The sequence below is a fragment of the Camelimonas sp. ID_303_24 genome (genome assembly GCF_053543495.1).
Window position 1 is genome coordinate 29,646 of the sequence record NZ_JBLLJM010000003.1, and the last position, 22,838, is coordinate 52,483.

Here is a 22,838-nt window from a genome sequence, read left to right on the forward strand (position 1 = left end):
GATGCGCGCCCGCCCCTCCCTTGCCAGCCTGGCTGGCCGGCCGGTGATCATTGGCGCCGGCGCGGCCGGCCTGATGACCGCCCTGCGGCTGGCCCCCATGCCCTGCGTGCTGGTCAGCGCCGGTCCGCTTGGCGCAACCAGCTCCAGCATCCTCGCCCAGGGCGGTCTCGCCGCCGCCATTGGCCCCGATGACGACGTCGCCCTGCATCTGGCTGACACCCTGGTCGCCGGCGATGGCTACTGCGACGCAGCGGCGGCGGCGGCGATCATCGGCGGCGCGCCAGAGGCCATCGCCGATCTGCTGCGCCTTGGCGCCCGCTTCGACCGGAACGACGGCCGCCATCCGGGAACCGCCACGGACGCAATGCCGGGCGCAAAAGTGGGGACCACTTTTGCTGGAACTGGGGAACTTTCCACGCTGGACGCAATTCCGGACGCAAAAGTGGGGGCCACTTTTGCTGGAATTGGGGAACTTTCCACGCTGGACGCAATTCCGGACGCAAAAGTGGGGGCCACTTTTGCTGGAATTGCTTTGGGGCTCGAGGCCGCGCACAGCCGGCGGCGCATCCTGCACGCCAATGGCGATTCCAGCGGCGCCGAGGTGGTGCGCGCCCTCGCCGCCGTCGTCCGGGCGGCTGCGCATGTCACCGTGCTCGAAGGCCTCGTCGCGCGCGACATCCTCGTCCGCGACGGCGCCGTGACGGGCGTGGCGTTACAGGGCGCCGCTGCCGGCGCGACCGGCCATGGCGTGTTGGCCACCGGCAGGGTTGTGCTGGCCACAGGCGGGCTGGGCGGGTTGTTCACCCGCACCACCAATCCCCTGTCGAGTCTGGGCGCCGGCGTCGCCCTGGCGGCGCGGGCCGGGGCGGCGGTCGCCGACATGGAGTTCGTGCAATTTCACCCCACCGCCCTCGATCTGGACCACCGCGCCGGTGCGTTCGCCAGCCCCGCGCCGCTGGTCAGCGAAGCGGTGCGGGGCGAAGGCGCCGCCCTGGTCAACGACCTGGGCGCGCGTTTCATGGCCGACGTCCCGGGGGCGGAGCTGGCGCCGCGCGATGTGGTCGCCCGCGCCATCTGGCGCCAGCAACAGGCGGGCCGCCGGGTATTCCTCGACGCCCGCGCCAATCCGGGCCGCGGCTTCGCCAGCCGCTTCCCAGCGATCACCGCCGCCTGCGCCGCCGCCGGACTTGATCCGGCCGCCGACCTGCTGCCGATCACGCCGGCGGCGCACTACCACATGGGCGGCGTCGCCGTGGATCTGCGCGGCCGCGCCAGCCTGGCCGGCCTGTGGGCCTGCGGCGAGGTCGCCTGCACCGGCCTGCACGGCGCCAACCGGCTGGCCAGCAACTCCCTGGTGGAGGCGCTGGTCTGCGCCGGATTCGTCGCCAACGACCTGAAAGGCAGCAGCGCCAGCGCCAGCACGGGCTGCGGATTCGCCGTCTCGCCGTCGCCAGGCCTTCCGGGCCCGGGCGATCTCGCGCCGATCCGCAGCCTGATGAGCCGCTGCGCCGGTCTTGAGCGCAACGCCGACGGGCTGCGCCAGGCGCTCGCCCGGCTGCAGCCCCTCGCCGCCGGCCGGTCGCATCCGGCCGCCGACGCGGCGCTGGTCGGCCTGCTCATCGCCCATGCGGCATTGGCGCGGCAGGAAAGTCGCGGCGCCCATTTCCGCTCCGATTTCCCCGCGCCGGCGCAGGCCGCGCCGCGCCGCGCGCCCGTACTTCTGGCGGATATCCTGCCGGACGCCGCGCCGCCCAACGCAACCCCTTACGCCACAAAGATTGCATCATGACCGCAGCCACCGCTTCATCCGCCCCCCACCGTCCAGGGGCGGCTTCCTCGCCCAGGCCCGCGCCCTCCGCGTCTGAAACCGCCGCCATCGCGCCCCTGCCGCGCGTCATGCTGGAGCCGCTGGTGCGCGCCGCGCTGCTGGAAGATCTGGGCCGGGCCGGCGACATCACCAGTGACGCCATCGCCCCCGCCAGCGCCCAGGCGACGATGACCCTGACCGCGCGCGACCATGGCGTGCTTGCCGGGCTCGATCTGGCCGCGCTCGCCTTCCAGCTCATTGATCCGGCGATCCGCATCGACGCGGCGATCGCTGACGGCGCGGCGCTCTCGCCTGGCCAGGTCATCGCCACCATCAGCGGCCCGGCGCGCGGCATGCTCACCGCCGAGCGCACGGCGCTGAACTTTCTTGGCCACCTCAGCGGCGTCGCCAGCGTCACGCGCGGGATCGTCAGCACGATCAGCGGCCACAAGGCGCGCATCGTCTGCACCCGCAAGACGACGCCGGGCCTGCGCGCTGTCGAGAAATATGCGGTGCGGGCCGGCGGCGGCTCCAATCACCGCTTCGGCCTCGATGACGCGGTGCTGGTGAAGGACAATCACATCGCCATCGCCGGCGGCGTCACCGAAGCCATCTGCCGGGTGCGGGCCAGCGTCGGGCACCTGGTGAAGGTGGAGGTCGAAGTGGACACGCTGGCGCAACTGCGCGAGGCGCTGGCCGGCGGCGTCGATGCGGTGCTGCTCGACAACATGACGCCGGAGCAACTGCGCGAGGCCGTGGCCATCACCGCCGGGCGCGCCATCACCGAGGCCTCCGGCCGCGTCACCGCCGCCACCGCGCCGGGCATCGCCGCCGCCGGCGTCGATCTGATCTCCATCGGCTGGCTCACCCACAGCGCGCCGGTGCTCGATATCGGGCTCGACTGGCTGGATTAACGGCATACGGACAATTGCCAGCGGCCGGCGCATCGGGCCAAATGGCGGGATTGCCCAGAAACCGCCACCCGCGCCTCGCCCGGGAAGCGACAGCAACGGGCCCCAGATCCGGACAGGGCCGCCCGCCTTGATGCGCAGTCTGCGCCCTGATCCCAATAACGCCGGAGGAAACCGCATGGCCAGCGAGACACTGACAGCGCTTGTGGCGCAATTCCGCAAGCGTCCGCTGAACCTTGCGGATGGCGAGACGGTCAATCGCGCCAAATATGACCGCTTCGCCGACCTGTTTCTCCCGGCGGACGGGGTGACGATCACGCCGCTGACCCTCGGCGGCGTCGCCGCCGAGCGCCATGTGGCCGGCGATGGCCCCACCGTGCTGTATCTGCATGGCGGCGGCTACACGCTCGGGTCGATCCGCTCGCACCGCCACCTGATCTCGAAACTGGCGGCGGATTTGCAGGGCGTGGTTTACGCCATCGACTATCGCCTGGCGCCGGAGGCGCCGTTTCCCGCCGCCGTGGACGACGCCGTCGCCGCCTGGCGGGAGCTGCACGAAGCCGAACCGGGGCGCGCCACATCGGTGATGGGTGATTCCGCTGGCGGCGGCCTCAGCTTCGCCACGACCGTCGCGGCCCGCGACCAGGGCCTGCCGGCGCCGCGCGCCCTCGTCGCCATCAGCCCCTGGGTGGACATGACGGCGAGCAGCAGCAGCTACGAATTCCTCAGCGGCGTCGATCCGATCCTGTCACGGCAGGACATCATCTGGCATTCCGGCCGTTATCTGGCCGGCGCCGATCTGCTCACCGGCCTCGCCTCCCCGCTGTTCGCCAATCTGAAGGGCCTGCCGCCGACACTGATCCAGGTCGGCGACCATGAGGTGCTGTTCGGCGATTCCGTGCGCATCCACCAGCGGCTGATCGCGGCCGGCGTCGATACGGAACTGTCGTTATGGAAGGACATGTTCCACGTCTGGCATTTCTACTGGCGCCAGCTCGATGAAGGCGCGCAGGCCATTGCCGCCGCCGCCGCCTTCATCCGCCGCCAGCATGGCGCAGCGTAAGGCGCGCTCCGGTCTGGCGAAGATGAACCAGGCGATGGCGGATCAACCCTGACCGAGGGCGGCCGCGATGTGCGGCCGCATTGCCTCCGCCAGAAACTCAGCCACCGGCGGCGACACGGCGTTGCCGAACTGCCGGTAGGCCTGGGTGTCGGAGACGGCGATCTTCCAGCGCCGGTCGCCCCGGTCGAAGCCCATCAGCCGGGCGCATTCCAGCGGCGTCAGCCGGCGCGGGCGCCGGCCCGGCTGGTCGATGAGAATTTCCGAGCCATCCTTGTAATAGCGCGCCGACAGGGTGCGGGCGACGTCGCCCGGCCCGAACAGGCTGTAGCCGAAGCCATTGCCCTTCGCCGCGTGCTTGTCGCGATAGGCGCGCAAATAGTCCCACAGGCGCGGCGTCAGGGTGTATTTTTCATCGACCTCATCGTGCGGCAGCAGAATGTCGCCCAGCTTCGGGCCGCCGGCGGGCAGTTCGAGCGCCTTCAGGTCGAAGGCGGTCGGCTCGCGGAAACCGGCGATGAAGATCCGCTCGCGTTTCTGCGGCACCCAATGGGCAGCGCTGATGACCCGGCTCTGCACGTGATAGCCCAGCTCACTGGTCAACACGTGCATGATGGTGGCGAAGGTGCGCCCCCGGTCATGGCTTTCGAGATTCTTGACGTTCTCCAGCAGAAACGCCGCCGGGCGGTGGTGGGCGATGATGCGGGCCGTATCGAAGAACAGCGTGCCCTGGGTGTCGCACAAGAAGCCGTGCGGACGGCCAAGGGCGTTCTTTTTGGAGACGCCGGCGATGGAAAACGGCTGGCAGGGGAAGCCGGCAAGCAGCACGTCGTGCTCCGGAATCCGGCCCGGGTCGGCGGCGTATTCGCGAATGTCGCCGCCAGGTTCGTGGTTGTCGCGGAAGTTCAGCACATAGGTCTTGCGGGCGTTGACGTCCCATTCGGAAGTGAAGGCGCAATGGCCGCCGATGCTCTGGAAGCCGAGGCGCAAACCGCCAATGCCGGCGAACAGGTCGATGAAGCGGAAGGCGACGGGCTCCGCTTGCGGGCTCGCCCGGCTGGCCGCCTCACGCAGCACCCGCATCGCCAGGGCCGGAGGCTGGACATCGCCGGCGGCGTAACGGGCGATGGTCCGCTCCGAAACCGCCAGCAGCGCCGCCGCTTCCGCCATGGTCAGGCCGGCGCGCTCGCAGAGGTGGCGAAACTCCGGCCGGGCTGCGGGCGATGGCGCGCGGGTCGGCGTGACGACGTCGGACATCGGTGCTCCGCCATGGGATGGCCGGGCTCCCGGCGCAACGCGCACGGAGCGATTCCCGGCAACAGGGTCACTTTCTGACACCATGTCGCCAGTTGTCCGGCGCCGCAACCGCGCGCGCGGCCCGGGCCGCAAGTTACCTGTGCGTTTTCAGCGAGATCACCGGACGCGCCCGTTTCGCAACGCTCCGCATCCGGCGTCGCATGCCCGAAAATCACATGCCGAAACTCAGATGCCGAAAGTCACATGCCCCTGTAAGCCCATGCCTCCAGGATGACCCAGGCGAGGCCGACGAGCAGCATGCTCGCGACGAGCACATACAGGACCTTGCGGCCCAGCGGCCCCTCGCGCGCCTGCTCATCGCTCATGATGACCTTGCCGTGATGTTTCCAGAACGTCATGTCAGGTCTCCCCTGTCATTTTGACCGCCCGCAAGGGACAGCCCGGTCTGTCGGATGGAAACGCGGCGGCTGGCCTGCATGTTCCGGCCAGAGCCCGGCCGATGGCGTCCCAGCCTTGACACGACGCCTTCTCCAATTGGATAAAACGGCGGTCAGCGCGCAGCCTGAACCGGAATGACGGGAGGCGTCGCCGCCGCGCGCCGACTCAAAAAACAGCGGCAAGGGAGACGAAACGTGGGGTGGATCAAAAGCGGCGACCGCACGCTCCGCGGTCCCGAATTCAACGCGCGCGCCCTGCGCGCCGCAGGGGCGCTGGAAAGCCTGGGCGTCCGCAAGGGCGATGGCGTCGCCCTGTATCTGCGCAACGAACTGGCCTGTTTCGAGGCTTCGTTCGGCATCGGCATGCTCGGCGCCTATTCCATACCGGTCAACTGGCACTACACGGCGGATGAGGCGGAATATCTCCTGCGCGACAGCGGCGTGAAGGTGCTGCTGATCCACGCCGACCTGCTGCCGCCCATCGCCCACGCCATCCCTGAAGGCGTCACGGTCGTACTGGTGGAAACGCCTCCGGAAATCGTCGCCGCTTATGGCCTCGCCGATGTGGCGCCGCCAGCGGGGGTCGCGCTGTGGCGCGACCTGCTGGACAACGCCGCGCCGCTGGCCCGCGAGCCGGAGCCCGCGCCAAGCTCCATCATCTACACTTCAGGCACCACTGGCCGCCCCAAGGGCGTGAAGCGCCCGACGCCGACGCCAGCCCAGATCGAGGCGGCCAACGCCATGCTGGGCTGGTCCTACGGCTACACCGACCATTTGCAGGGGCGGCGCAGCCCGGAGGAAATCACCACGGCGGTCATCGGCCCGGTGTACCATGCGGCGCCCAACGCCCATTCGGCGTTCTCCATCCGCATCGGCGCCAATGTGGTGGTGACGCCGCGCTTCGACCCTGAAGGGCTGCTGCGGCTGATCGCGCAGGAGCGCATCACCCACCTGAACATGGTGCCGATCATGTTCAAACGGCTGCTGCAACTGCCAGACGCGGTGAAGCAGCGCTACGACCTGTCGTCGCTGCAATATGTCACCCACGCGGCGGCGCCCTGCCCGCTGGAGGTGAAGCGGGCGATGATCGCCTGGTGGGGGCCGGTCATCAACGAATACTACGGCTCGACCGAGATGGGGAACGTCACCAACCTGTCGTCGGAGGAGTGGCTGAAGCACCCTGGCTCCGTCGGCCGGGTGATGCCCGGCGTCAGCGTGCGGGTCATTACCGAAACCGGCGAGGACGCCGCGCCCGGCGTGGTGGGCGAGGTGCTTGGCGGGCCCCTGACCGGCCTGAACTTCACCTATCAGAACGCTCCGGAAAAGCGGGCTTCCATGGAGCGCTATGGCCTCGTGACGCCTGGCGACATCGGCTTTTTCGACGCCGACGGCTTTCTTTATCTGTGCGACCGCAAGAACGACATGATCATCTCCGGCGGCGCCAACATCTACCCGGCGGAGATCGAGGGCGAGTTGCTGAAGCTCCCTGGCGTGGCCGATTGCGCCGTGTTTGGCGTGCCGGACGATGAATTCGGCGAGAGCGTCATGGCGGTGGTGCAGCCGGCGCCGGGCGCCGACCTGACGGTGGAAAGCCTGCGCGCCGCGCTGCGCAAGACGCTGACCGGCTACAAGGTTCCCCGCCAGATCACCTTTGCCGACAGCCTGCCGCGCGAAGATTCCGGCAAGATCTTCAAGCGCAAGTTGCGCGAGCCATACTGGGCCGGACGCGACCGCGCCATCTGAACGCCTGGCTTCAGACCGCGCCATGACGGCCACGAACATGCCTGGGCCCCAATAAAAAAGCTCCGGAGCCTGCGCCCCGGAGCTTTTTCGTGCATGCGCCCTGGCGACTTCGCCGGCCCGCCGGCAGGCGGAATCAGTTCTGGACCAGCGGGCAGCCGCCTTCGTTCAGGGGCCGGAAGGCCTGATCGCCGGGAATGGTGCGGATCAGCTTGAAATAATCCCACGGATACTTCGACTCTTCCGGCTTCTTGACCTGGAAGACGTAGAGATCGTGCACCATGCGGCCGTCCGCGCGGATGACGCCGTTTTTGGCGAAGAAATCATTGACCGGGGTGGCCTTCATCTTCGCCGCCACCGCCTGGGCATCAGCCGTACCGGCCGCCTTGACGGCGTTCAGATAGTGCATGATCGAGGAATAGACGCCGGCCTGCCCCATGGTCGGCATGGCCTTGTGGCGCTCATAGAACCGCTTCGACCAGGCCCGCGTTTCATCATTCAGGTCCCAGTAGAACGCCTGGGTCAGGATCAGCCCCTGGGCGTCCTGAAGGCCAATGCCGTGAATATCGGTGATGTGCAGGTAGAGGCCGGCGAGTTTGACGCCGCGCTGCGGCAGGCCAAACTCGGTGGCCTGCTTGATGGTGGCGATCTGGTCGGCGCCCGAGCTGGCGATGCCGATCATTTTGGCGCCGGAGTTCTGCGCCTGCAGCAGATAGGACGAGAAATCGTTGGCGCCCTGGGGATGGCGGACGCCGCCAAGGATTTCGCCGCCGGCCTTGCGCACCGCGTCTGTGGTGTCGCGCTCCAGGGCGTGGCCAAAGGCGTAATCGGCCGTGATGAAGAACCAGGGGCCCTCCTTGGCCAGCGGCGCGCCGGTTCCAACGGCCAGCGCGTAGGTGTCATAGGTCCAGTGGATGCCGGTGGGGGCGCAGAACTTGCCGGTGAAATCCGACGATCCGCCAGTGGAGGCCAGCACCAGCCGGTTCTTCTGGCGGCCGATCTCCTGCACCGCGAGCAGCACCGAAGAGGTTGGCAGGTCAGCGATGACATCGACGCCCTCCTCATCGATCCAGCGATTGGCCACGGCCGAACCAACGTCCGGCTTGTTCTGGTGGTCGCCGGCAAGAATCTCGATCTTGCGGCCAAGCACTGAACCGCCGAAATCCTCGACCGCCATTTTCGCGGCGATCACCGAACCTGGCCCGGCCATGTCGGCATAAATGCCCGACATGTCATTGAGCACGCCGATGCGCAGGGGCTTTTTGGTTTCAGCGGCGACGGGCGAAAGCAGCAAGGGGGCAAGAACGGCCGCGAGCCCGACGGCGAAGGAACGAACAGACATATTGACCTGGTCACTGGGAGGAAAGCGCCTCCCTTCTAGAAGCGCCGTCAAAATCAGGTCAACACCGCGCTGCGCTTTGAGAACATGACGTCTGCCGGAACAGGTTTTCGTAGAATATTATTCTACGCCAGACGCCCTGATGGCATTCTGTTCACCGCGTCGCGAAAGAGCATGCGGCGAGACGGCGCCCAGACAGGCGGACCAGCAGGACAATCGGAAAACGCGGCGCCGGCAACGCGCCCATGCCCATGAAGCGCCGGCAAGGAGCAAACCACCGGAGCACCGCCACCAGTGGGCCTGGCGTCAATGCACGGCGGCTACCGCCGCAGCCAACCGCAACGATCAGGACAATCCGGGAAAGAGATCTGGGAAAGGTCCGCTTGCGATGGCCATCTGGCCAGGCATTCCAGAAGCCGCACATACAGGCGGCTTTGGCGCTCCCAAGGGGACTCGAACCCCTGTTTTCGCCGTGAGAGGGCGACGTCCTGGACCGCTAGACGATGGGAGCTCGCTGCGGAGGACTGCCGTATATCCAGCATCCGGGAGACTTTCAAGGGCATTGCGCGTTTATCTGTGTAAAGTTTTGCCGCAGGCCGGTTGCAGCCGCAGCGGCAGGGGACGATTCTGCCTTGTCCGCCAAATATTTTCAGGCAAAGCCGCGCCGTATCGCGTACAACCACGCGCGGTCTTGTGGCGACCGTTTTTGTGCGCGAGCAGCGGCGCTTCCGGAAAGCAGCGCGCCTGGGCAAGGGTGCAAGAGTGAGCAAAGGTGACAAGGTGACAGCACGGGACGATATGGCGGCGGATGCGGGCAAGGGCGCGCCTGACGCGGCGCCCGCTCCCGGGGAAATCACCATGGAAACGGAAACCACCATGGCAACCACGCCGATGAAGGCCGCCCCTCTGGAAACCGCCGTTTTCACCACAGGCGCCTCCGGCCGGCTCGACAAACTGCTGGCCGACGCCTTTCCGGAGCTGTCGCGCAGCCGCCTGCAGCAGGTGGTTCGCGCCGGCGGCGTCAACGTCGACGGACTTGTCGTGACCGCGCCGTCGACAAAGCTGAAGGCCGGCGCCCATATCACCCTGCAGATCCCGGAGGCGGAGCCGGCGCGACCGGCGGCCCGCGCCATGCCGCTCGACATTCTCTATGAAGACGACGCCCTCATCGTCATCAACAAGGCGGCGGGCATGGTGGTGCATCCGGCGGCGGGGCATCATGACGACACCCTGGTCAACGCCCTGCTCGCCCATTGCGGCGACAGCCTGTCTGGCATCGGCGGCGTGCGGCGGCCGGGGATCGTCCACCGGCTCGACAAGGACACCTCCGGCGTCATGGTCGTGGCCAAGACCGATCAGGCGCATCAGGCGCTGTCGGCGCAATTCGCCGATCATGGCCGCACCGGGCCGTTGCGGCGCGCCTATCTGGCTATTGCCTGGGGCGCGCCCTCCCTGCCCCGTTTCACCATCCGCAAGCCGCTGGCGCGCAGCGCCCACAACCGTGAGAAGATTGTCGTGGTCGGGGAAGGCCAGGGGCGTGAAGCCATCACCCATGTCTCGGCGCTAAAGTCCTGGACCACGCAGACGCGCAAGCTCACGGAACCTGTGGCCTCCCTGCTGCGTTGTGAACTTGAGACGGGGCGAACGCACCAGATTCGCGTTCACCTGGCCGCCCAGGGCATCCCCCTGCTCGGGGATGCGCTTTATGGCGCCGGGTTCATGTCGCGCGCGGCGAAACTGGCGCCGGCGGCGCGCGACGCGCTGGAGCTGTTGGGCCGGCAGGCGCTTCATGCGGAAATGCTGGGCTTCGCGCACCCCCTGACGGCGACGCCAATGAGTTTCGAGGCGCCGCCGCCGGAAGACCTGCAGCGACTGCTGCGCGCGCTCGACGATACCGGAGCCTGAACGCGTCCCTGCCGCGTCTGGCGCTCCAGGCTGGTTCTTCAGGCCAGCTTTTCAGGCGGCGCGGCGGATGGCCCAGGCCCGGCCAGGCCCCCGGCCGGGGTCTTGAACGGGGCGAGCTCTTGAACGGGGCGAGGTCTTGAACAGGGCGAAGGACTTGCACGGGGGAAGGACTTGCACGGGGGAAGGACTTGCACGGGAGAAAGTCTTGCAAATCCGCAGCCAGCCGGGCTGAAGCTGTCCTCAGCCTGCCCTTGGGGAAAGTCTTTCGGCAGCGCCGCGCGGCGAAATAAAGTTGTCGACGCGAAAAGCGTCGACGAGGTGCGGCAGCGCACCGCGCCTGCATACGCCGGGCGCCAGTCTAAACAAGGACGAACGGCAGCTGAACGGGCATTGTATTGCCCGGACGGGACGGATGATCTCCGGAACCATGGACTTGTCGCCATCTGGCAATGGCGCGCACGTCAAGTTTCAGCCATGGTTGCCGGCGACCATACGTTCTGCGGCTGGCCCAGGTGGCGGCCGTTCATGCGCCTGCCCGAAAAGGGGGGCGCGAAAGGAGTGTCCTATGGCCTCAACATCGATGCCTGTTCTCGCGAACGAAGGCGGACTTTCGCGCTATCTGGACGAAATCCGCAAATTCCCGATGCTGCAGCCCCAGGAAGAGTTCGACCTGGCCAAAAGCTGGCGCGACGCCGGCGACCGCGAAGCAGCCCACAAACTCGTCACCTCGCATCTGCGCCTCGTGGCCAAGATCGCCATGGGCTACCGCGGCTATGGCCTGCCGGTTTCCGAAGTTGTTTCGGAAGGTAACGTCGGCCTGATGCAGGCGGTGAAGCGGTTTGAGCCAGACAAGGGCTTCCGCCTCGCCACATATGCCATGTGGTGGATCAAAGCGGCGATTCAAGAGTATATCCTGCGCTCGTGGTCGCTGGTGAAAATGGGCACCACGGCCAACCAGAAGAAGCTGTTCTTCAACCTGCGCAAGGCGAAGAGCCGTATCTCGGCGCTGGAAGACGGCGACCTGAAGCCGGAACACGTGGCGCACATCTCGACCCAGCTCGGCGTGCCGGAGCAGGACGTGATCGAAATGAACCGCCGCCTCGGCGGCGACGCGTCGCTGAACGCGCCCCTGCGCGCTGGCGGCGAAGGCGACGGCGAATGGCAGGACTGGCTGGTCGATGACAGCGCCAGCCAGGAAAGCATCCTGGTGGCGGCCGAAGAGCGGGACAACCGGCACGCCGCGCTGATGGATGCGCTGGGCGTGCTCAATGCCCGCGAACGGCGGATTTTCGAGGCCCGCCGCCTGACCGACGATCCGATCACGCTGGAAGAGCTTTCAGGCGAATTCGGCGTCTCCCGCGAGCGCGTGCGCCAGATTGAGGTGCGGGCGTTCGAGAAGGTGCAGGAGGCTGTGAAGCGCGCCCTGGCGCGCATCGAGGCTCCCGGCTCCCGCAAAGCCGCGCCGGCGCTGGCCGCCGCGGCGCGCTGACATCCGCCCATCGCCACCGGCGCATGAGGCAACAAAAAGCCCGCCTGAACCAGGCGGGCTTTTTTGTATGGCTGCATCTCCGTCGGGCGTCGGCAACCCCGCCGCTCTCCCCCGGAAACCGGAATGCCGGCCTGCTTCTCAGAAGCAGACCCGGCGCACAACGCCGGTCAGTTGCCGGCGCTCCAGCCCTTGAAGGCCTCAGCGATGACCCGCTCTCCCGTCGCGCCCTTTTCCAGCGCGATGACGGCGCGGCGGCCATTGTCGTAGCGAACCGGCAAGTCAATCCAGGGCCTGTTCCGGATCAGGTCAACGTTGCGCTCGATGTCATTCGGCAAATTCGACAGACCGACGAGGAACACCGATTCCGACACCGCCACCGGCAGGCCGGCGAGCGGCACGCCGCGGGCGTTCTCCTCGGTCTTGAACTGGGGCACGCCGATGTCGCGGATCACCCGCCCGTCGCCCGTTGCGCCCTTCCTGAACGTCAGCTCCATCAGGTGCGACGCCGGCAGGGCCGCATCCGTATTGCGGCGCAGGGTGATCTTCAGATCAAGGCCTGCTTCCGGAATGGTGACGTCGGCGCGCACCACATTCTCAAGCGGCTGGTTCTGCCCCGGGTTCTCGGAATCAAGCCGCCAGGTGACCTTGCCCTGGAAGACCTTGGGGGTCTGCGGGTTGTCAGGCGTTTCCTCATAAAGGATGGCGCGCTGCACCCCTTCCACGGCCTGGCCCGGCTGCGCCGCGCCGCCCTGTTGTCCCGTCTGGGCCCGCCCCGCATCGACGCGCTGGCCGAATTTCTGGTCATTTCCGGCGTCCGGCGCGGCCGCCACCGGCGTCTCAGCCGGTGGCGGCGCCGGCTGCTTCACCTTGTTGGCCCAATAAGCAACGCCGCCAACGCCCACCAGCGCGATGGCCAGCAGGCCGCCGATCAGGGCGTTGCGGCGCCCCTTGCCAGCCGGCTTCTGCGGCGGCGGGCGCAGTCGCGCGTCGTCCGCCACCGGCTCCAAGACGGGGGTCTCGCGAGAAGGCGTCGCCTTTGGCGCGGCTGCGGGCGCCATGCCCTGGGCGCCGCCCTGCGGCGCGCCATTGGCGGGACGAATGCCGGTGTGGCCGAGCTGCGTCGCCGGCTTGGGCGCGGCGCCAGGAGCCGCGCCAGCCCCGGAAACGGCTGCTCCAGCGGCCGGCGCGGACGAATCGCGCGCGGTCGGCGTCGCAGCGGCGCCAAGGGGGGCGCTTGAAGGGGAGGCGCTTGAAGGCGTCGCACTCGAAGGGGGCGGATTCGCAGGGGCGAGATTCGCAGGGGCGGCGCTTAAGGTCGCGCCGCCGGCCGGAGGCGCAGCCACCTGTGGAGCAGAGCCTTGCGACGGAGGCGGATTCTGCCCCGCCGCCGGTGCGGGCGGTTGCGGTGACGACGCCGGAGCCGCCACGGGTGGAGCGGTGGGCGGCGCTACGGGCGCGGCGGGTTGCCCGCCTTTGCCTTCCGCGACCTGCTCGCGCTCAATGCGGGCGATCACATCGTCCAGCGCAGCCATTTCATGGGCGACGTCCGCCTCAGGCAGCGGCGGATCCATGCCCCGCAGCTGGGCGAGAAGCACGTCCCTGGCGCGCGCGAACAGGGCGTTGCGCGCGTCAGGAGTATTGTCCGACAGGCCGCGGATGGCCCGATCCAACAGAGGATAAAAGTCCGCCATGGCCGCTGGAATCGCTCCCGCCTGTCAGGTTGTCAACCTTCAAATGGATTATGCACCAGGATCGTATCATCCCGCTCGGGGCTGGTCGACAGCACCGAAACCGGCGCGCCGACAAGCTCTTCGATGCGTCGCACATACTTCACCGCCTGAGCTGGAAGCTCGGCCCAGCTGCGGGCGCCGGCGGTTGATTCGGACCAGCCTTCGATCTCTTCATACACCGGAATCACCCGCGCCTGCTCGGCCTGCCCGGCAGGCAGGTGATCGATTCGCCGGCCATCCAGATCATAACCCACGCAGACGCGGATCGTCTCGAAGCCATCGAGAATGTCGAGCTTGGTCAGCGCCAGGCCGTGGATGCCGGAGGTGCGGACGGTCTGACGCACCAGCGCGGCGTCGAACCAGCCGCAGCGGCGCTTGCGGCCGGTGTTGACGCCGAATTCCTTGCCGCGCACGCCAAGCAGTTCGCCGATCTCGTCGTGCAGTTCCGTCGGGAACGGGCCGCCGCCGACGCGGGTGGTGTAGGCCTTGGCGATGCCCAGCACATAGCCGATGGCCGAAGGGCCAAGGCCCGAGCCGGTGGCGGCCTGGGCGGCGACGATGTTGGACGAGGTAACGAACGGATAGGTGCCGTGGTCGATGTCGAGCAGCGCGCCCTGGGCGCCCTCGAACAGGATGCGGCGGCCGTCGCGGCGCATGGCGTCGAGCCTGGCCCAGACCGTATCAACGAACGGCAGGATCTTCGGAGCGATCTCGGCCAGCGCGGCGATCAGCTCACTGCCGTCGATTTCGGCGATGCCGAGGCCGCGGCGCAGGGCGTTGTGGTGGGCCAGCAGGCGCTCCACCTTGCCAGGCAACGCGTCAATGTCGGCCAGATCAACCACGCGAATGGCGCGACGGCCCACCTTGTCCTCATAAGCCGGGCCAATGCCACGCTTCGTGGTGCCGATCTTCAGGCCTTCGGAGGCGTTTTCACGCAACTCGTCCAGCTGGCGGTGCAACGGCAGAATCAGCGTCGCATTGTCCGCGATCTTCAGGTTGTCCGGCGTGATGACGACGCCCTGGCCCGTCAGCTTGGCGATTTCTTCCACCAGGTGCCACGGATCGACAACGACGCCATTGCCGATCACCGACAGCTTGCCCTTGCGCACGATGCCGGACGGCAACAACGCCAGCTTGTAGGTGACGCCATCGATCACCAGCGTGTGGCCGGCGTTATGGCCGCCCTGAAAACGCACGACAACATCGGCCTGCTCCGAGAGCCAGTCGACGATCTTGCCTTTTCCCTCGTCGCCCCACTGGGCGCCCACCACCACGACATTGGTCATCGCGAACTCTCTGATATCCCCAATAGTCAAACGGGCCGCCATCCGGCAGGCCCGACAGCAAAAAACCCCGGCGCAAGGCCAGGGTCTTGCACCTCCCTTTGCTCCATTCGCGCCGGAAGGTCAAGGGCGACAACCTGCCCATGATCTTCCTCCAGCGCAGGCGCGCCCGGTAAATGGCCCATGGCGCCGGCGCGGCGACTGTGCCACGTTCGGCGCATGTCAGCGCCCACAAACGCTCCCGGTTCATCATCGTCGCTCCGTCGCCTGGGCTCCAGCCTGTACAGCAACGGCCCCCTGCTGCTCGCGCTCACAACATTGATGTGGGCGGGCAACGCCGTGGCCAGCCGGCTGGCGCCGGGACACCTGTCGCCGATGCTGATGACCTGCGTGCGCTGGATGGTGGTGCTGGCGATTGTGCTCGTACTGTTCCGGCGCAGCATTGCCCGCGAATGGCCGGTGCTGAAGCGCAGCTGGCCAACCGTGCTGTTTCTGGGGGCGATCGGCTACACCATCTTCAACGCGCTGTTTTACGCGGCGGGCGCGTACACCAGCGCCATCAACCTCACCCTGTTCCAGAGCTGCCTGCCGGCGCTGATTCTCGTCGGCAGCTTTCTGGTTTTTGGCGTGCGGGCAACATGGATCCAGCTGCTGGGCCTGCTGCTGACCATGGCGGGCGTGGCTGTCGCCGCCAGCCATGGCGACCTCGCCAGCCTGATGCAGTTGCGGCTGAATTTCGGCGACATTCTCACCATGATCGCCTGCGTGCTCTACGCCATCTACACCATCGGCCTCGGCAAACGCCCGCCGGTAAGCGGCCAGACCCTGTTCGCCGGCATGGCGGCGGCGGCGTTTCTCACCTCGCTGCCCCTGCTCGGCTGGGAAATCGCCAGCGGCCGCGTCGTCTGGCCCAGCGATGGGCTCGGCTGGGGCATCCTGATGTTTATCGCCATTTTCCCGTCGCTGATCTCGCAGATGTTCTACATGCGGGCAGTGGAACTGATCGGCGCCGACCGGACGGCGGTGTTTCTCAATCTCACGCCGGTGTTCGGCGCGGTCCTGGGCGTCGCCATCCTTGGTGAGCGCTTCGGCGTCTACGAGGCCGCAGCCCTGGCGCTGGTGCTGGGCGGCATTTTCCTCTCGGAGAAACTGGGGCGGCCGAAGCGGGTCGCGGCGAAGCCGGCCTGAGCCCGCTGGCCCAGGACTTTCCGCGTCTGAACTTCCCGCGTCAGGACTTCCCGCGTCTGGGCTCCCCCTCAGGGCTTGCCGCCTCAGGATTTGAGACGCATGCGCTCCATCATCTCGGGCGTCGCCGCGCCTTCACGAAACACGGCGCTGGCGCGCAGCACGGTCTCGCCGTCGCAGGTGAGAATGCATTGGGCGAACAGGGTGCGATCGACATTGCGCACCACCTCGGTGCGCCCCTCCATCCAGCCGCCCAGCTTGCCGGCGCCGAGGAAGTCGCAGGTCAGCGAGACAGTCATGTGGAAGCCCTGCAGGTCCTCCTGATGCTTGCCGGCGATAGCCATCTGGATGTCGGCAAAGGTCAGCAGCATGCCGCCGTGGCAGATGCCGGCGACGTTGCAGTGCTTCGGCTGGACATAAAATCCCAGTTTCAGCTGGCCATCAGCGATTTTCATCGCAAAGGGGCCGGTGAGCGCCAGGAAGTCCGTCTCCGTACCGACGCGAAGCGGCCGGAAGCCAGGCGGCAGCGGCCGCTCGCCCACAAGGGCGGCGGGAGCGGCGGAAGCAGGCGCCAATGCGGCGCTCGTCAAAGCGTTCGTCGAAGCGTTCATGACGTCGCCCTACCCGCCCGCGCCGCCCCGGTCAACATGCGCAAATGGCAGCCCAGGCAGGCAAAATCCGGCGCCATGCCGCCCATGAATGGCGTTGCATCCCTCGCCTTCCGGGTCCTGCGGCCGGTCTTCCGGCAGGCGCATGCGACAACGCCCGGAAGGCCATGGCGGCATTCCGGGCGTTTCGAAACGTCAGGGGCGCCAGGTTCGGGCGCTGATCGACCAGAAGCCGCTCAAATCAGATGAGGCAGGAGACTTTTCCGGTCCAGATCAACCGGAAAGGTCCTGACAGCCGGTCAGCCTTCCGCCTGGGCCACGGCGTCCGGCACCGCCTCGTCTTCCGGATCGCCAGCGGGAACCGGGCCGTCATACTTCTTCACCAGCACCCTGGTTCCGACCGGAACCTGGCTGTGCAAATGGATGATGTCCTGGTTCAGCAGGCGGATGCAGCCGCTCGACAGAGACAGGCCGATGCTGCCCGGATCGTTGGTGCCGTGGATGCGATACAGCGTGTCGCGATTGCCCTGGAACAGGTACAGCGCCCGGGCGCCCAGCGGATTGTCGGGACCGCCCGGCATGCCCTTCGCCCACGGCCTGGCCTTGGGGTCGCGCTTGACCATGGCGGCCGGCGGCGTCCACGTCGGCCAGGAGGCCTTGCGGGCAACCGTCGCCCGGCCGTTCCAGCGGAAGCCGGCGCGACCAACGCCGACGCCGTAGCGGATGGCGCGGCCACCGGGGCGGACCAGATAGAGATAATGCGCGCCTGGATCGACAACGATCGTGCCCGGCTGTTCACCGCCGTCGTAGTCGACCTCGCGGCGCAGGAAGCGCTGGTCAATCTGGGTCAGGTCAACGGCGGCAACCGTGAAGCGGCCGTCATCGATCTCGCTGTAGATGCCGGCGTAATAGGGATCGACAGGCGGCGCGGCCAGCTCGGGGCGGCTACGGTCCGTACAGGCAGCCAGAAATACCGGCGCGGCCAGCAAAAAACGTCGACGATCCATCATATCATTCAGGTCCCGCAGGCCATGCGCCGGCAAAGGGCGGACAGCCGATATTGAAAGTCAGGGCAGCGGAGAATGCGGCGGAGCGGAGCCGTTGTGGCGACAGGCCACACTCATCCATTCCGTGCGTTTCCGGCTTTGTGATTGAGCCGTCGCACCGCGAAATGCGGGGCGACGACCGGCGCGACAACGTCGCTGTGAACCCCTGCGTCCCAAGCCAATAAGGCGAGATTGCGTTGAATATTCCCGAACAGCGGTCTCCAGATAAGGACAGTGGCCGAAACGCAACAGCCGCGCCTGAGCCTCCGATCACAGGGCCATGGACCGTAAAAGGCTTTACTGACAAGGATTCCATGGCTTACGCCGGGGCCGCTGGCAGAATAGCCACACAACGCAAAAACCCCGGCTTGCGCCGGGGCCTGATGCGCCGCATGGGGCGAAATCCTGATCAGCCTCACCCAGGTTTCGCCCTGGATCCGCCGGTCTGACCGGTGTGATTCACTGGCCGTTAAAGGTCGGCTTGCGCTTTTCCAGGAAGGCGGAAATCGCCTCGCCGTGGTCGGCGGTGGCGTGCGACAGCGCCTGATAGGCGGCCGACAGGTCGAGCAGCGCCGGCAGCGAGGTTTCCTGGCCCTTGCGGATCAGCGCCTTGGTCATGCGCACGGCGTGCGGCGGGTTGGCGGCGATGCGCATGGCCAGCTTCTTCGCCGCGTCCAGCAGGTCGGCGTCGGCCACCACCTTCGAGACGAGGCCGATCTCCAGCGCCTCGGCGGCGTCGACCATGTCGCCGGTCAGCGCCATTTCGCAGGCCTTGGAATAGCCGACGACGCGCGGCAGCAGCCAGGCGCCGCCATCACCAGGGATGATGCCCAGCTTGACGAAGCTCTCGGCGAATTTGGCGCTCTCGCCGGCAATGCGGATGTCGCACATGCAGGCAAGGTCGCAGCCCGCGCCGATGGCGTGCCCGTTGACGGCGGCGATCACCGGCACTTCCAGCTTGTCGAAGGCCAGCGGAATGCGCTGGATGCCCAGCTTGTAATTGCGGCGGGTCTGGGCCGGCAGCTTGTCGGACAGGCCGCCCTCGCCGCTCATCTTCTTGACGTTGCCGCCGGAGGAGAAGGCGCTGCCGGCGCCGGTGAGCACGGCGGCGCGCACGCTCATGTCGGCGTTCATGCGCTCGCAGGCGTCTTCAAGCGCCGTAATCATCTCTTCCGACGAAATGGCGTTGCGCACGTCGGGAAGGTTCATGGTGAGGATGACGAGCGGCCCTTCCTGGGCGTAATCGAGCGGCGACTGCATCGCGGGTCTCCTGGAAACGGAAAGCTGGAAACGGAAAGATAGTTCGAAAATGGCGGCGCCAGGCGCCCTCTGAACGGCGGGACGGATGATCCGCCCCGCCTTGGTCCTGCGCGCCAACAGCGCCGGTCAGCGCAGGCCGAGACCGCGGGCGATCATGCCGCGCAGGATCTCGCGGGTGCCGCCGCGCAGCGAGAACGACGGGGCGTTCAGCACGGTGTGGGCCAGCACGGCGACGAAATCGCTGGTGGATTTCGTGTCCGGCTCGGCGGCGATCAGCTGGCGGGCGATCTCGGGGATCTCCTGCTCCACCAGCGCGCCAAGGTCCTTGACCAGGGCGGCCTGGATGGCCGGATCATCGCCGCGCTGCAGCATGCCGGCCACCGAGCGCGACAGGCGGCGCAGGGTGTAGATGTGGGCGACCAGCCGGCCGATGGCGATCTTCGCCGCCGGCGACGGATCCGGCCCCAAAGCGCGCACCAGCTCCACCAGCAGGGTGAAGGAGGAGAGGAAGCGCTCCGGCCCGCTGCGCTCCAGCGCCAGTTCGCTGGTCACCTGCTTCCAGCCGTCGCCCGGCTTGCCGAGCACGGCGCTGTCCGGAATGAAGGCGTCGCGGAACACCACTTCGTTGAAGTGATGCTGGCCGGCCAGGTCGTAGATGGGGTTGATCTGGACGCCGTCGGTGGCCTTCAGGTCCACCAGCATCTGGGTCAGGCCCTCGTGCCGGTTGGCGGTCGGCTCGGCCGTGCGGCAGAGCAGGATCATGTAATCGGCGATGTGCGCGCCGGTGGTCCAGACTTTCGTGCCGTTCACCACCCAGCCGCCGTCGGCCTTCACGGCTTTGGTGCGCACCGAGGCGAGGTCCGAGCCGGTGTCGGGCTCGCTCATGCCGATGCAGAAATAGCAGTCGCCGGCGGCGATGCGCGGCAGGATCGACTGCTTCTGCTCTTCCGTGCCGGCCTTGAGGATGAGCGGGCCGCTCTGGCGGTCAGCGATCCAGTGGGCGGCGACTGGCGCGCCGGCGGCGAGCATCTCCTCCAGCACCACATAGCGCTCAAGGGCGCTGCGTTCATGGCCGCCATACTGCTTCGGCCAGGTCATGGAGATCCAGCCTTTGGCCCCCATCTTGCGGCTGAAGGCCGGGTCGGCGCCATTCCAGGAATCCGCCTTCTTGAAAGGCGGGCGGGTGGCCAGTTCGGTCTTCAGGAACGCGCGCACTTCGGCGCGGACGCGTTCGGCTTCTTCAGAGACTGGCGGCGGGGCGAAACTGAGCGCTTCCATGGCTCAACTCCCTTGAAATCAGTTCAGTTGGGCGGGAGCCCGTTTTGAAATGCGCTGCGGGGCGCGAGGTGGCGGCGCCTGCGCGAACCGGAGCGGAGTGGACCTGAGGTCCGCGCGCCGGAAGCGGGGAAGGCGTCGGCAGCCAGCCGCCGCAGCTGCGTTTCGCAGCGGGCTCTCAGGCGGCGGCGGTCAGCATGGCCCACAGGCCATCAGCGCCAGCGGCGACGGCCTGGTCGCCCAGTTTCAGCTCCCAGAAGGCGTCATTGCCAAACTCATCGCGCCACGACCACAGCCGCTGGGTGCTGAAGTGCAGCGCGTGCTCGGCGGTGAAGCCGATGGCGCCATGCACCTGGTGGGCGATGTTGCAGGCGATGGAGGCAGCCTCGCCGGCGCGCGCCTTGGCCGAGGCGATGGCGATGGAGCCGGCGCCATGCTCCGCCTGGGCGATGGCGGCGTCAGCGGCGGCGGCAGTGGCGGCGGCCTGCCCGGCCAGGGTGGCCAGATTGTGCTGGATGGCCTGGAACTTGCCGAGTTGCTTGCCGAACTGGCTGCGCTCCAGGGCGTATTGCACCGACAGTTGCAACACGGTCTGCAGGGCGCCGGCCATCTGGGCGCTGCGGGCGGCGGCGGCCATGGCGTAGACGTCGGCGGCCTGGCGGGCGGTCAGTTTCGCGGCCTGGGCGGGCGCCGCCTCGAACGCCACGTCGTCACGCGGCTCGTGCGCCAGATTGGCCGCCTCTGCGATCTTGCAATCGGCCAGGGCGACAAGGGCGAGCAGCGGGCCTTCAGTGGTTTCGGCGATGACGGTCACGCCGCCGGAAGCGAACCGCGCATAGGGAACGCGGGCAACCGCGCCGGTGATGAGCCAGCCGTCGCCCTTGCGGACGGCGCGCAGGGTTTCGCCGGGGCGTGCAATGGCGATGGTCAGCGGCGCATCCGGAACCACCTCGCCAGCCTCGCCGAGCAGGAAGCCGGCGATGAGCGTTTCAGCCAGCGGCGCGGGAACCGAACTGGCGCCTGCGGGAACCAGCAGGGCCAGGGCGTCGGCCAGTTCGGCGCCGCTGCCGCCAGCGTCCTCGGCGGCGGCGGCCTTGGTGAGGCCGGCCTCAACCATGGCGTCCCACAATTGCGTCTGGAACGACCCCGTCGCGGCGGCGCGGAGCAGGTCTGGCGTGCAGTAGTCCCTGAACAGCCGGCTGGCTGTCTCGACGAACATGTCGCGCATGTCGCTCATCGAGAATCCTCTCTACCTGAGACGTTTCCAACCCTTTGAAGCGGAAACGCTTCATCTTTTTTCATTCTGGCGCAGCTTCCGGCGCGAAGGCGGGGCGTCGCCATGACCGGACGCTGCTCCTGGTCACGCGGGGGGAAGCCGCGCTTGGCTTTCTCTATCGCGGCTCAGCACAACAAAATCTACCCCCCAGTATGCGCCGGCCATGCAGCGCTTTCCTGCGCGGTATGTCTTCTGCGCGGCGCGTTTCCCGCGCGGGATGGTGCGCGCACGGGATGGTTACCGCCTCGCATGCGCAAAAAGCGGACACGCCAACAGGATAGACGAAGCGAATTGCCGCGCCAGGCGGGCGCACCGGTGTCCGGGAGCCAGAACGCCGGTTCGGCGCAACCGCCGCATGCCTGGTGCAGGCTGCGTTGAAACAGCACCGCAGCGCCGCTCCCATTCTTTCGCGTCAGATGATTTTTCGCGGACAGGCGGTATCCACCTGTCCGCATCATGCTTTATGCAAACGCAACGACAGCAACGGGCGCGGCCGGCGCCCGGCAGGAAACAGCCGCAGGGAGGCAGGGATCGTGGGCACGCAGAGCGCACTGGCGCCAGAATTTGAGATCGTCGCGGATCAGGCGGGCGAGACGCCGTGGCGCGTCGTCGCCGGCGGCGTCACCATCGCCCGCTTCGCCACGGAAGCGCTGGCGATGGCCTGCGCCGACGCGCTGGAGTCGGCGGAGATGGAAGCGGCGATGCCGCCGCCGGGCGACGGCTGGGAGATGATCCGCAGTCGCGGCTTCACCCGCCACGCCGGCCCGATCTGGCATCGCCATGACGGGAACGGGCTGGTGTTCGGCTTCCGCGCCCTGCCCAAGCACCGCAACCGCAATGGCGTCATCCATGGCGGCATGATCATGACCTTCATCGACCGCATTCTCGGCGTCGCCATCACCGAGAACAGCAACGTGCGTCCACACGCCACCATCCAGCTCGACACCCATTTCGTCAGCGGCGCCAAGGTCGGCGAGTTCGTGGAAGCGCGCTGCGAGCTGGTGCGGGCCACCAAAGCGGTGGCCTTTGTCGCGGCGACGGTCACGGTGGGCGAGCGCGTCGTGGCGAAAAGCCAGGGCATGTGGAAATTGCGCGAAGCCGGCTAGAAGCCAACAGACGCGGACATCCGGCCCTGTTGCCCCCCGCCCCCAATGCGTGGATGGCCGGAACACAAGCCTTGCAGCCGGACCCGGGCGCAACCGGTCAGCCCAGTTTCGCGAAGCCAGCGGG

At 67.6% G+C, this 22,838-nt stretch carries 18 protein-coding genes and 1 tRNA gene; 8 read left to right on the top strand and 11 right to left on the bottom strand.

The features are described from left to right. Position 1 precedes the first annotated feature (1 nt). The 3 genes from ACERNI_RS03195 (at position 2) to ACERNI_RS03205 (ending at position 3,781) form a co-directional block, all read left to right on the top strand. On the top strand, positions 2-1,789 hold the full coding sequence (locus ACERNI_RS03195) for an FAD-binding protein (RefSeq protein WP_448831832.1): 1,788 nt from the start codon (positions 2-4) through the stop codon (positions 1,787-1,789). A 107-nt stretch (positions 1,790-1,896) separates the two neighbouring features. After that, positions 1,897-2,721, top strand: a complete 825-nt coding sequence (nadC, locus tag ACERNI_RS03200; RefSeq protein ID WP_448832142.1) for a carboxylating nicotinate-nucleotide diphosphorylase — start codon at positions 1,897-1,899, stop codon at positions 2,719-2,721. Between the two features lie 175 nt (positions 2,722-2,896). Further along, a complete protein-coding gene (locus ACERNI_RS03205; protein ID WP_448831833.1) occupies positions 2,897-3,781 on the top strand; it encodes an alpha/beta hydrolase in 885 nt (294 codons plus the stop codon). A 42-nt stretch (positions 3,782-3,823) separates the two neighbouring features. Here ACERNI_RS03205 and dcm read toward each other — a convergent pair whose 3' ends face one another. Both dcm and ACERNI_RS03215 read right to left on the bottom strand, forming a co-directional pair. Next, positions 3,824-5,035, bottom strand: a complete 1,212-nt coding sequence (gene dcm / locus ACERNI_RS03210; RefSeq protein ID WP_448831834.1) for a DNA (cytosine-5-)-methyltransferase — start codon at positions 5,033-5,035, stop codon at positions 3,824-3,826. Positions 5,036-5,274: 239 nt separating this feature from the next. Next, entirely contained in the window at positions 5,275-5,433 is a 159-nt protein-coding gene (locus tag ACERNI_RS03215) for a hypothetical protein (protein ID WP_448831835.1), read from the bottom strand. Between the two features lie 234 nt (positions 5,434-5,667). Here ACERNI_RS03215 and ACERNI_RS03220 point away from each other — a divergent pair, with 234 nt between their 5' ends. Then, on the top strand, positions 5,668-7,215 hold the full coding sequence (locus ACERNI_RS03220; protein WP_448831836.1) for an acyl-CoA synthetase: 1,548 nt from the start codon (positions 5,668-5,670) through the stop codon (positions 7,213-7,215). Positions 7,216-7,348: 133 nt separating this feature from the next. Here ACERNI_RS03220 and ACERNI_RS03225 read toward each other — a convergent pair whose 3' ends face one another. Together ACERNI_RS03225 and ACERNI_RS03230 are read right to left on the bottom strand one after the other, a co-directional pair. Continuing rightward, on the bottom strand, positions 7,349-8,554 hold the full coding sequence (locus ACERNI_RS03225; RefSeq protein ID WP_448831837.1) for an ABC transporter substrate-binding protein: 1,206 nt from the start codon (positions 8,552-8,554) through the stop codon (positions 7,349-7,351). Positions 8,555-8,986: 432 nt separating this feature from the next. After that, positions 8,987-9,062: transfer RNA gene (locus ACERNI_RS03230), tRNA-Glu, on the bottom strand. Between the two features lie 380 nt (positions 9,063-9,442). Here ACERNI_RS03230 and ACERNI_RS03235 point away from each other — a divergent pair. Both ACERNI_RS03235 and rpoH read left to right on the top strand, forming a co-directional pair. Further along, the gene (locus ACERNI_RS03235) at positions 9,443-10,456 is read left to right on the top strand and encodes an RluA family pseudouridine synthase (RefSeq protein WP_448832143.1); all 1,014 of its coding nucleotides are present in this window, start codon (positions 9,443-9,445) and stop codon (positions 10,454-10,456) included. A gap of 565 nt (positions 10,457-11,021) precedes the next feature. Beyond that, positions 11,022-11,945 (top strand): RNA polymerase sigma factor RpoH, encoded by a 924-nt coding sequence (gene rpoH, locus ACERNI_RS03240; RefSeq protein ID WP_448831838.1) that lies wholly within the window; start codon positions 11,022-11,024, stop codon positions 11,943-11,945. 167 nt (positions 11,946-12,112) lie between these two features. On the opposite strand, the gene ACERNI_RS03245 is transcribed toward rpoH, so the two are convergent. Both ACERNI_RS03245 and ACERNI_RS03250 read right to left on the bottom strand, forming a co-directional pair. Further along, a complete protein-coding gene (locus ACERNI_RS03245; protein WP_448831839.1) occupies positions 12,113-13,615 on the bottom strand; it encodes a hypothetical protein in 1,503 nt (500 codons plus the stop codon). Between the two features lie 53 nt (positions 13,616-13,668). Next, positions 13,669-14,961: an adenylosuccinate synthase gene (locus ACERNI_RS03250; protein ID WP_448831840.1), complete on the bottom strand. Its 1,293-nt coding sequence runs from the start codon at positions 14,959-14,961 to the stop codon at positions 13,669-13,671. A 216-nt stretch (positions 14,962-15,177) separates the two neighbouring features. On the opposite strand from ACERNI_RS03250, the gene ACERNI_RS03255 reads away from it, so the two are divergent. Continuing rightward, on the top strand, positions 15,178-16,146 hold the full coding sequence (locus ACERNI_RS03255) for a DMT family transporter (RefSeq protein WP_448831841.1): 969 nt from the start codon (positions 15,178-15,180) through the stop codon (positions 16,144-16,146). Between the two features lie 83 nt (positions 16,147-16,229). Here ACERNI_RS03255 and ACERNI_RS03260 read toward each other — a convergent pair whose 3' ends face one another. The 5 genes from ACERNI_RS03260 to ACERNI_RS03280 form a co-directional block, all read right to left on the bottom strand. Further along, positions 16,230-16,754: a PaaI family thioesterase gene (locus ACERNI_RS03260; protein ID WP_448831842.1), complete on the bottom strand. Its 525-nt coding sequence runs from the start codon at positions 16,752-16,754 to the stop codon at positions 16,230-16,232. 296 nt (positions 16,755-17,050) lie between these two features. Then, entirely contained in the window at positions 17,051-17,761 is a 711-nt protein-coding gene (locus ACERNI_RS03265; protein WP_448831843.1) for a L,D-transpeptidase, read from the bottom strand. Positions 17,762-18,256: 495 nt separating this feature from the next. Next, complete coding sequence (locus tag ACERNI_RS03270) at positions 18,257-19,057, bottom strand: crotonase/enoyl-CoA hydratase family protein (protein WP_448831844.1); 801 nt, start codon at positions 19,055-19,057, stop codon at positions 18,257-18,259. A gap of 126 nt (positions 19,058-19,183) precedes the next feature. Continuing rightward, complete coding sequence (locus tag ACERNI_RS03275; RefSeq protein WP_448831845.1) at positions 19,184-20,335, bottom strand: acyl-CoA dehydrogenase family protein; 1,152 nt, start codon at positions 20,333-20,335, stop codon at positions 19,184-19,186. Between the two features lie 175 nt (positions 20,336-20,510). Then, positions 20,511-21,569 carry an acyl-CoA dehydrogenase family protein gene (locus ACERNI_RS03280; RefSeq protein WP_448831846.1) on the bottom strand — a complete coding sequence of 353 codons (1,059 nt, stop codon included), beginning with the start codon at positions 21,567-21,569 and terminating at the stop codon, positions 20,511-20,513. 572 nt (positions 21,570-22,141) lie between these two features. On the opposite strand from ACERNI_RS03280, the gene ACERNI_RS03285 reads away from it, so the two are divergent. Further along, a complete protein-coding gene (locus ACERNI_RS03285; RefSeq protein WP_448831847.1) occupies positions 22,142-22,714 on the top strand; it encodes a PaaI family thioesterase in 573 nt (190 codons plus the stop codon). Positions 22,715-22,838 lie beyond the last annotated feature (124 nt).

What these genes read in the sequence shown, in the direction of transcription:
- ACERNI_RS03260 (WP_448831842.1), bottom strand. Translation starts at nt 16,754, where the DNA reads ATGAACGCTTCGACGAACGCTTTGACGAGCGCCGCATTGGCGCCTGCT.
- rpoH (WP_448831838.1), top strand. Translation starts at nt 11,022, where the DNA reads ATGGCCTCAACATCGATGCCTGTTCTCGCGAACGAAGGCGGACTTTCG.
- nadC (WP_448832142.1), top strand. Translation starts at nt 1,897, where the DNA reads ATGCTGGAGCCGCTGGTGCGCGCCGCGCTGCTGGAAGATCTGGGCCGG.
- ACERNI_RS03215 (WP_448831835.1), bottom strand. Translation starts at nt 5,433, where the DNA reads ATGACGTTCTGGAAACATCACGGCAAGGTCATCATGAGCGATGAGCAG.
- ACERNI_RS03265 (WP_448831843.1), bottom strand. Translation starts at nt 17,761, where the DNA reads ATGATGGATCGTCGACGTTTTTTGCTGGCCGCGCCGGTATTTCTGGCT.
- ACERNI_RS03250 (WP_448831840.1), bottom strand. Translation starts at nt 14,961, where the DNA reads ATGACCAATGTCGTGGTGGTGGGCGCCCAGTGGGGCGACGAGGGAAAA.
- dcm (WP_448831834.1), bottom strand. Translation starts at nt 5,035, where the DNA reads ATGTCCGACGTCGTCACGCCGACCCGCGCGCCATCGCCCGCAGCCCGG.
- ACERNI_RS03255 (WP_448831841.1), top strand. Translation starts at nt 15,178, where the DNA reads ATGTCAGCGCCCACAAACGCTCCCGGTTCATCATCGTCGCTCCGTCGC.
- ACERNI_RS03235 (WP_448832143.1), top strand. Translation starts at nt 9,443, where the DNA reads ATGAAGGCCGCCCCTCTGGAAACCGCCGTTTTCACCACAGGCGCCTCC.
- ACERNI_RS03270 (WP_448831844.1), bottom strand. Translation starts at nt 19,057, where the DNA reads ATGCAGTCGCCGCTCGATTACGCCCAGGAAGGGCCGCTCGTCATCCTC.
- ACERNI_RS03225 (WP_448831837.1), bottom strand. Translation starts at nt 8,554, where the DNA reads ATGTCTGTTCGTTCCTTCGCCGTCGGGCTCGCGGCCGTTCTTGCCCCC.
- ACERNI_RS03205 (WP_448831833.1), top strand. Translation starts at nt 2,897, where the DNA reads ATGGCCAGCGAGACACTGACAGCGCTTGTGGCGCAATTCCGCAAGCGT.
- ACERNI_RS03195 (WP_448831832.1), top strand. Translation starts at nt 2, where the DNA reads ATGCGCGCCCGCCCCTCCCTTGCCAGCCTGGCTGGCCGGCCGGTGATC.
- ACERNI_RS03280 (WP_448831846.1), bottom strand. Translation starts at nt 21,569, where the DNA reads ATGAGCGACATGCGCGACATGTTCGTCGAGACAGCCAGCCGGCTGTTC.
- ACERNI_RS03275 (WP_448831845.1), bottom strand. Translation starts at nt 20,335, where the DNA reads ATGGAAGCGCTCAGTTTCGCCCCGCCGCCAGTCTCTGAAGAAGCCGAA.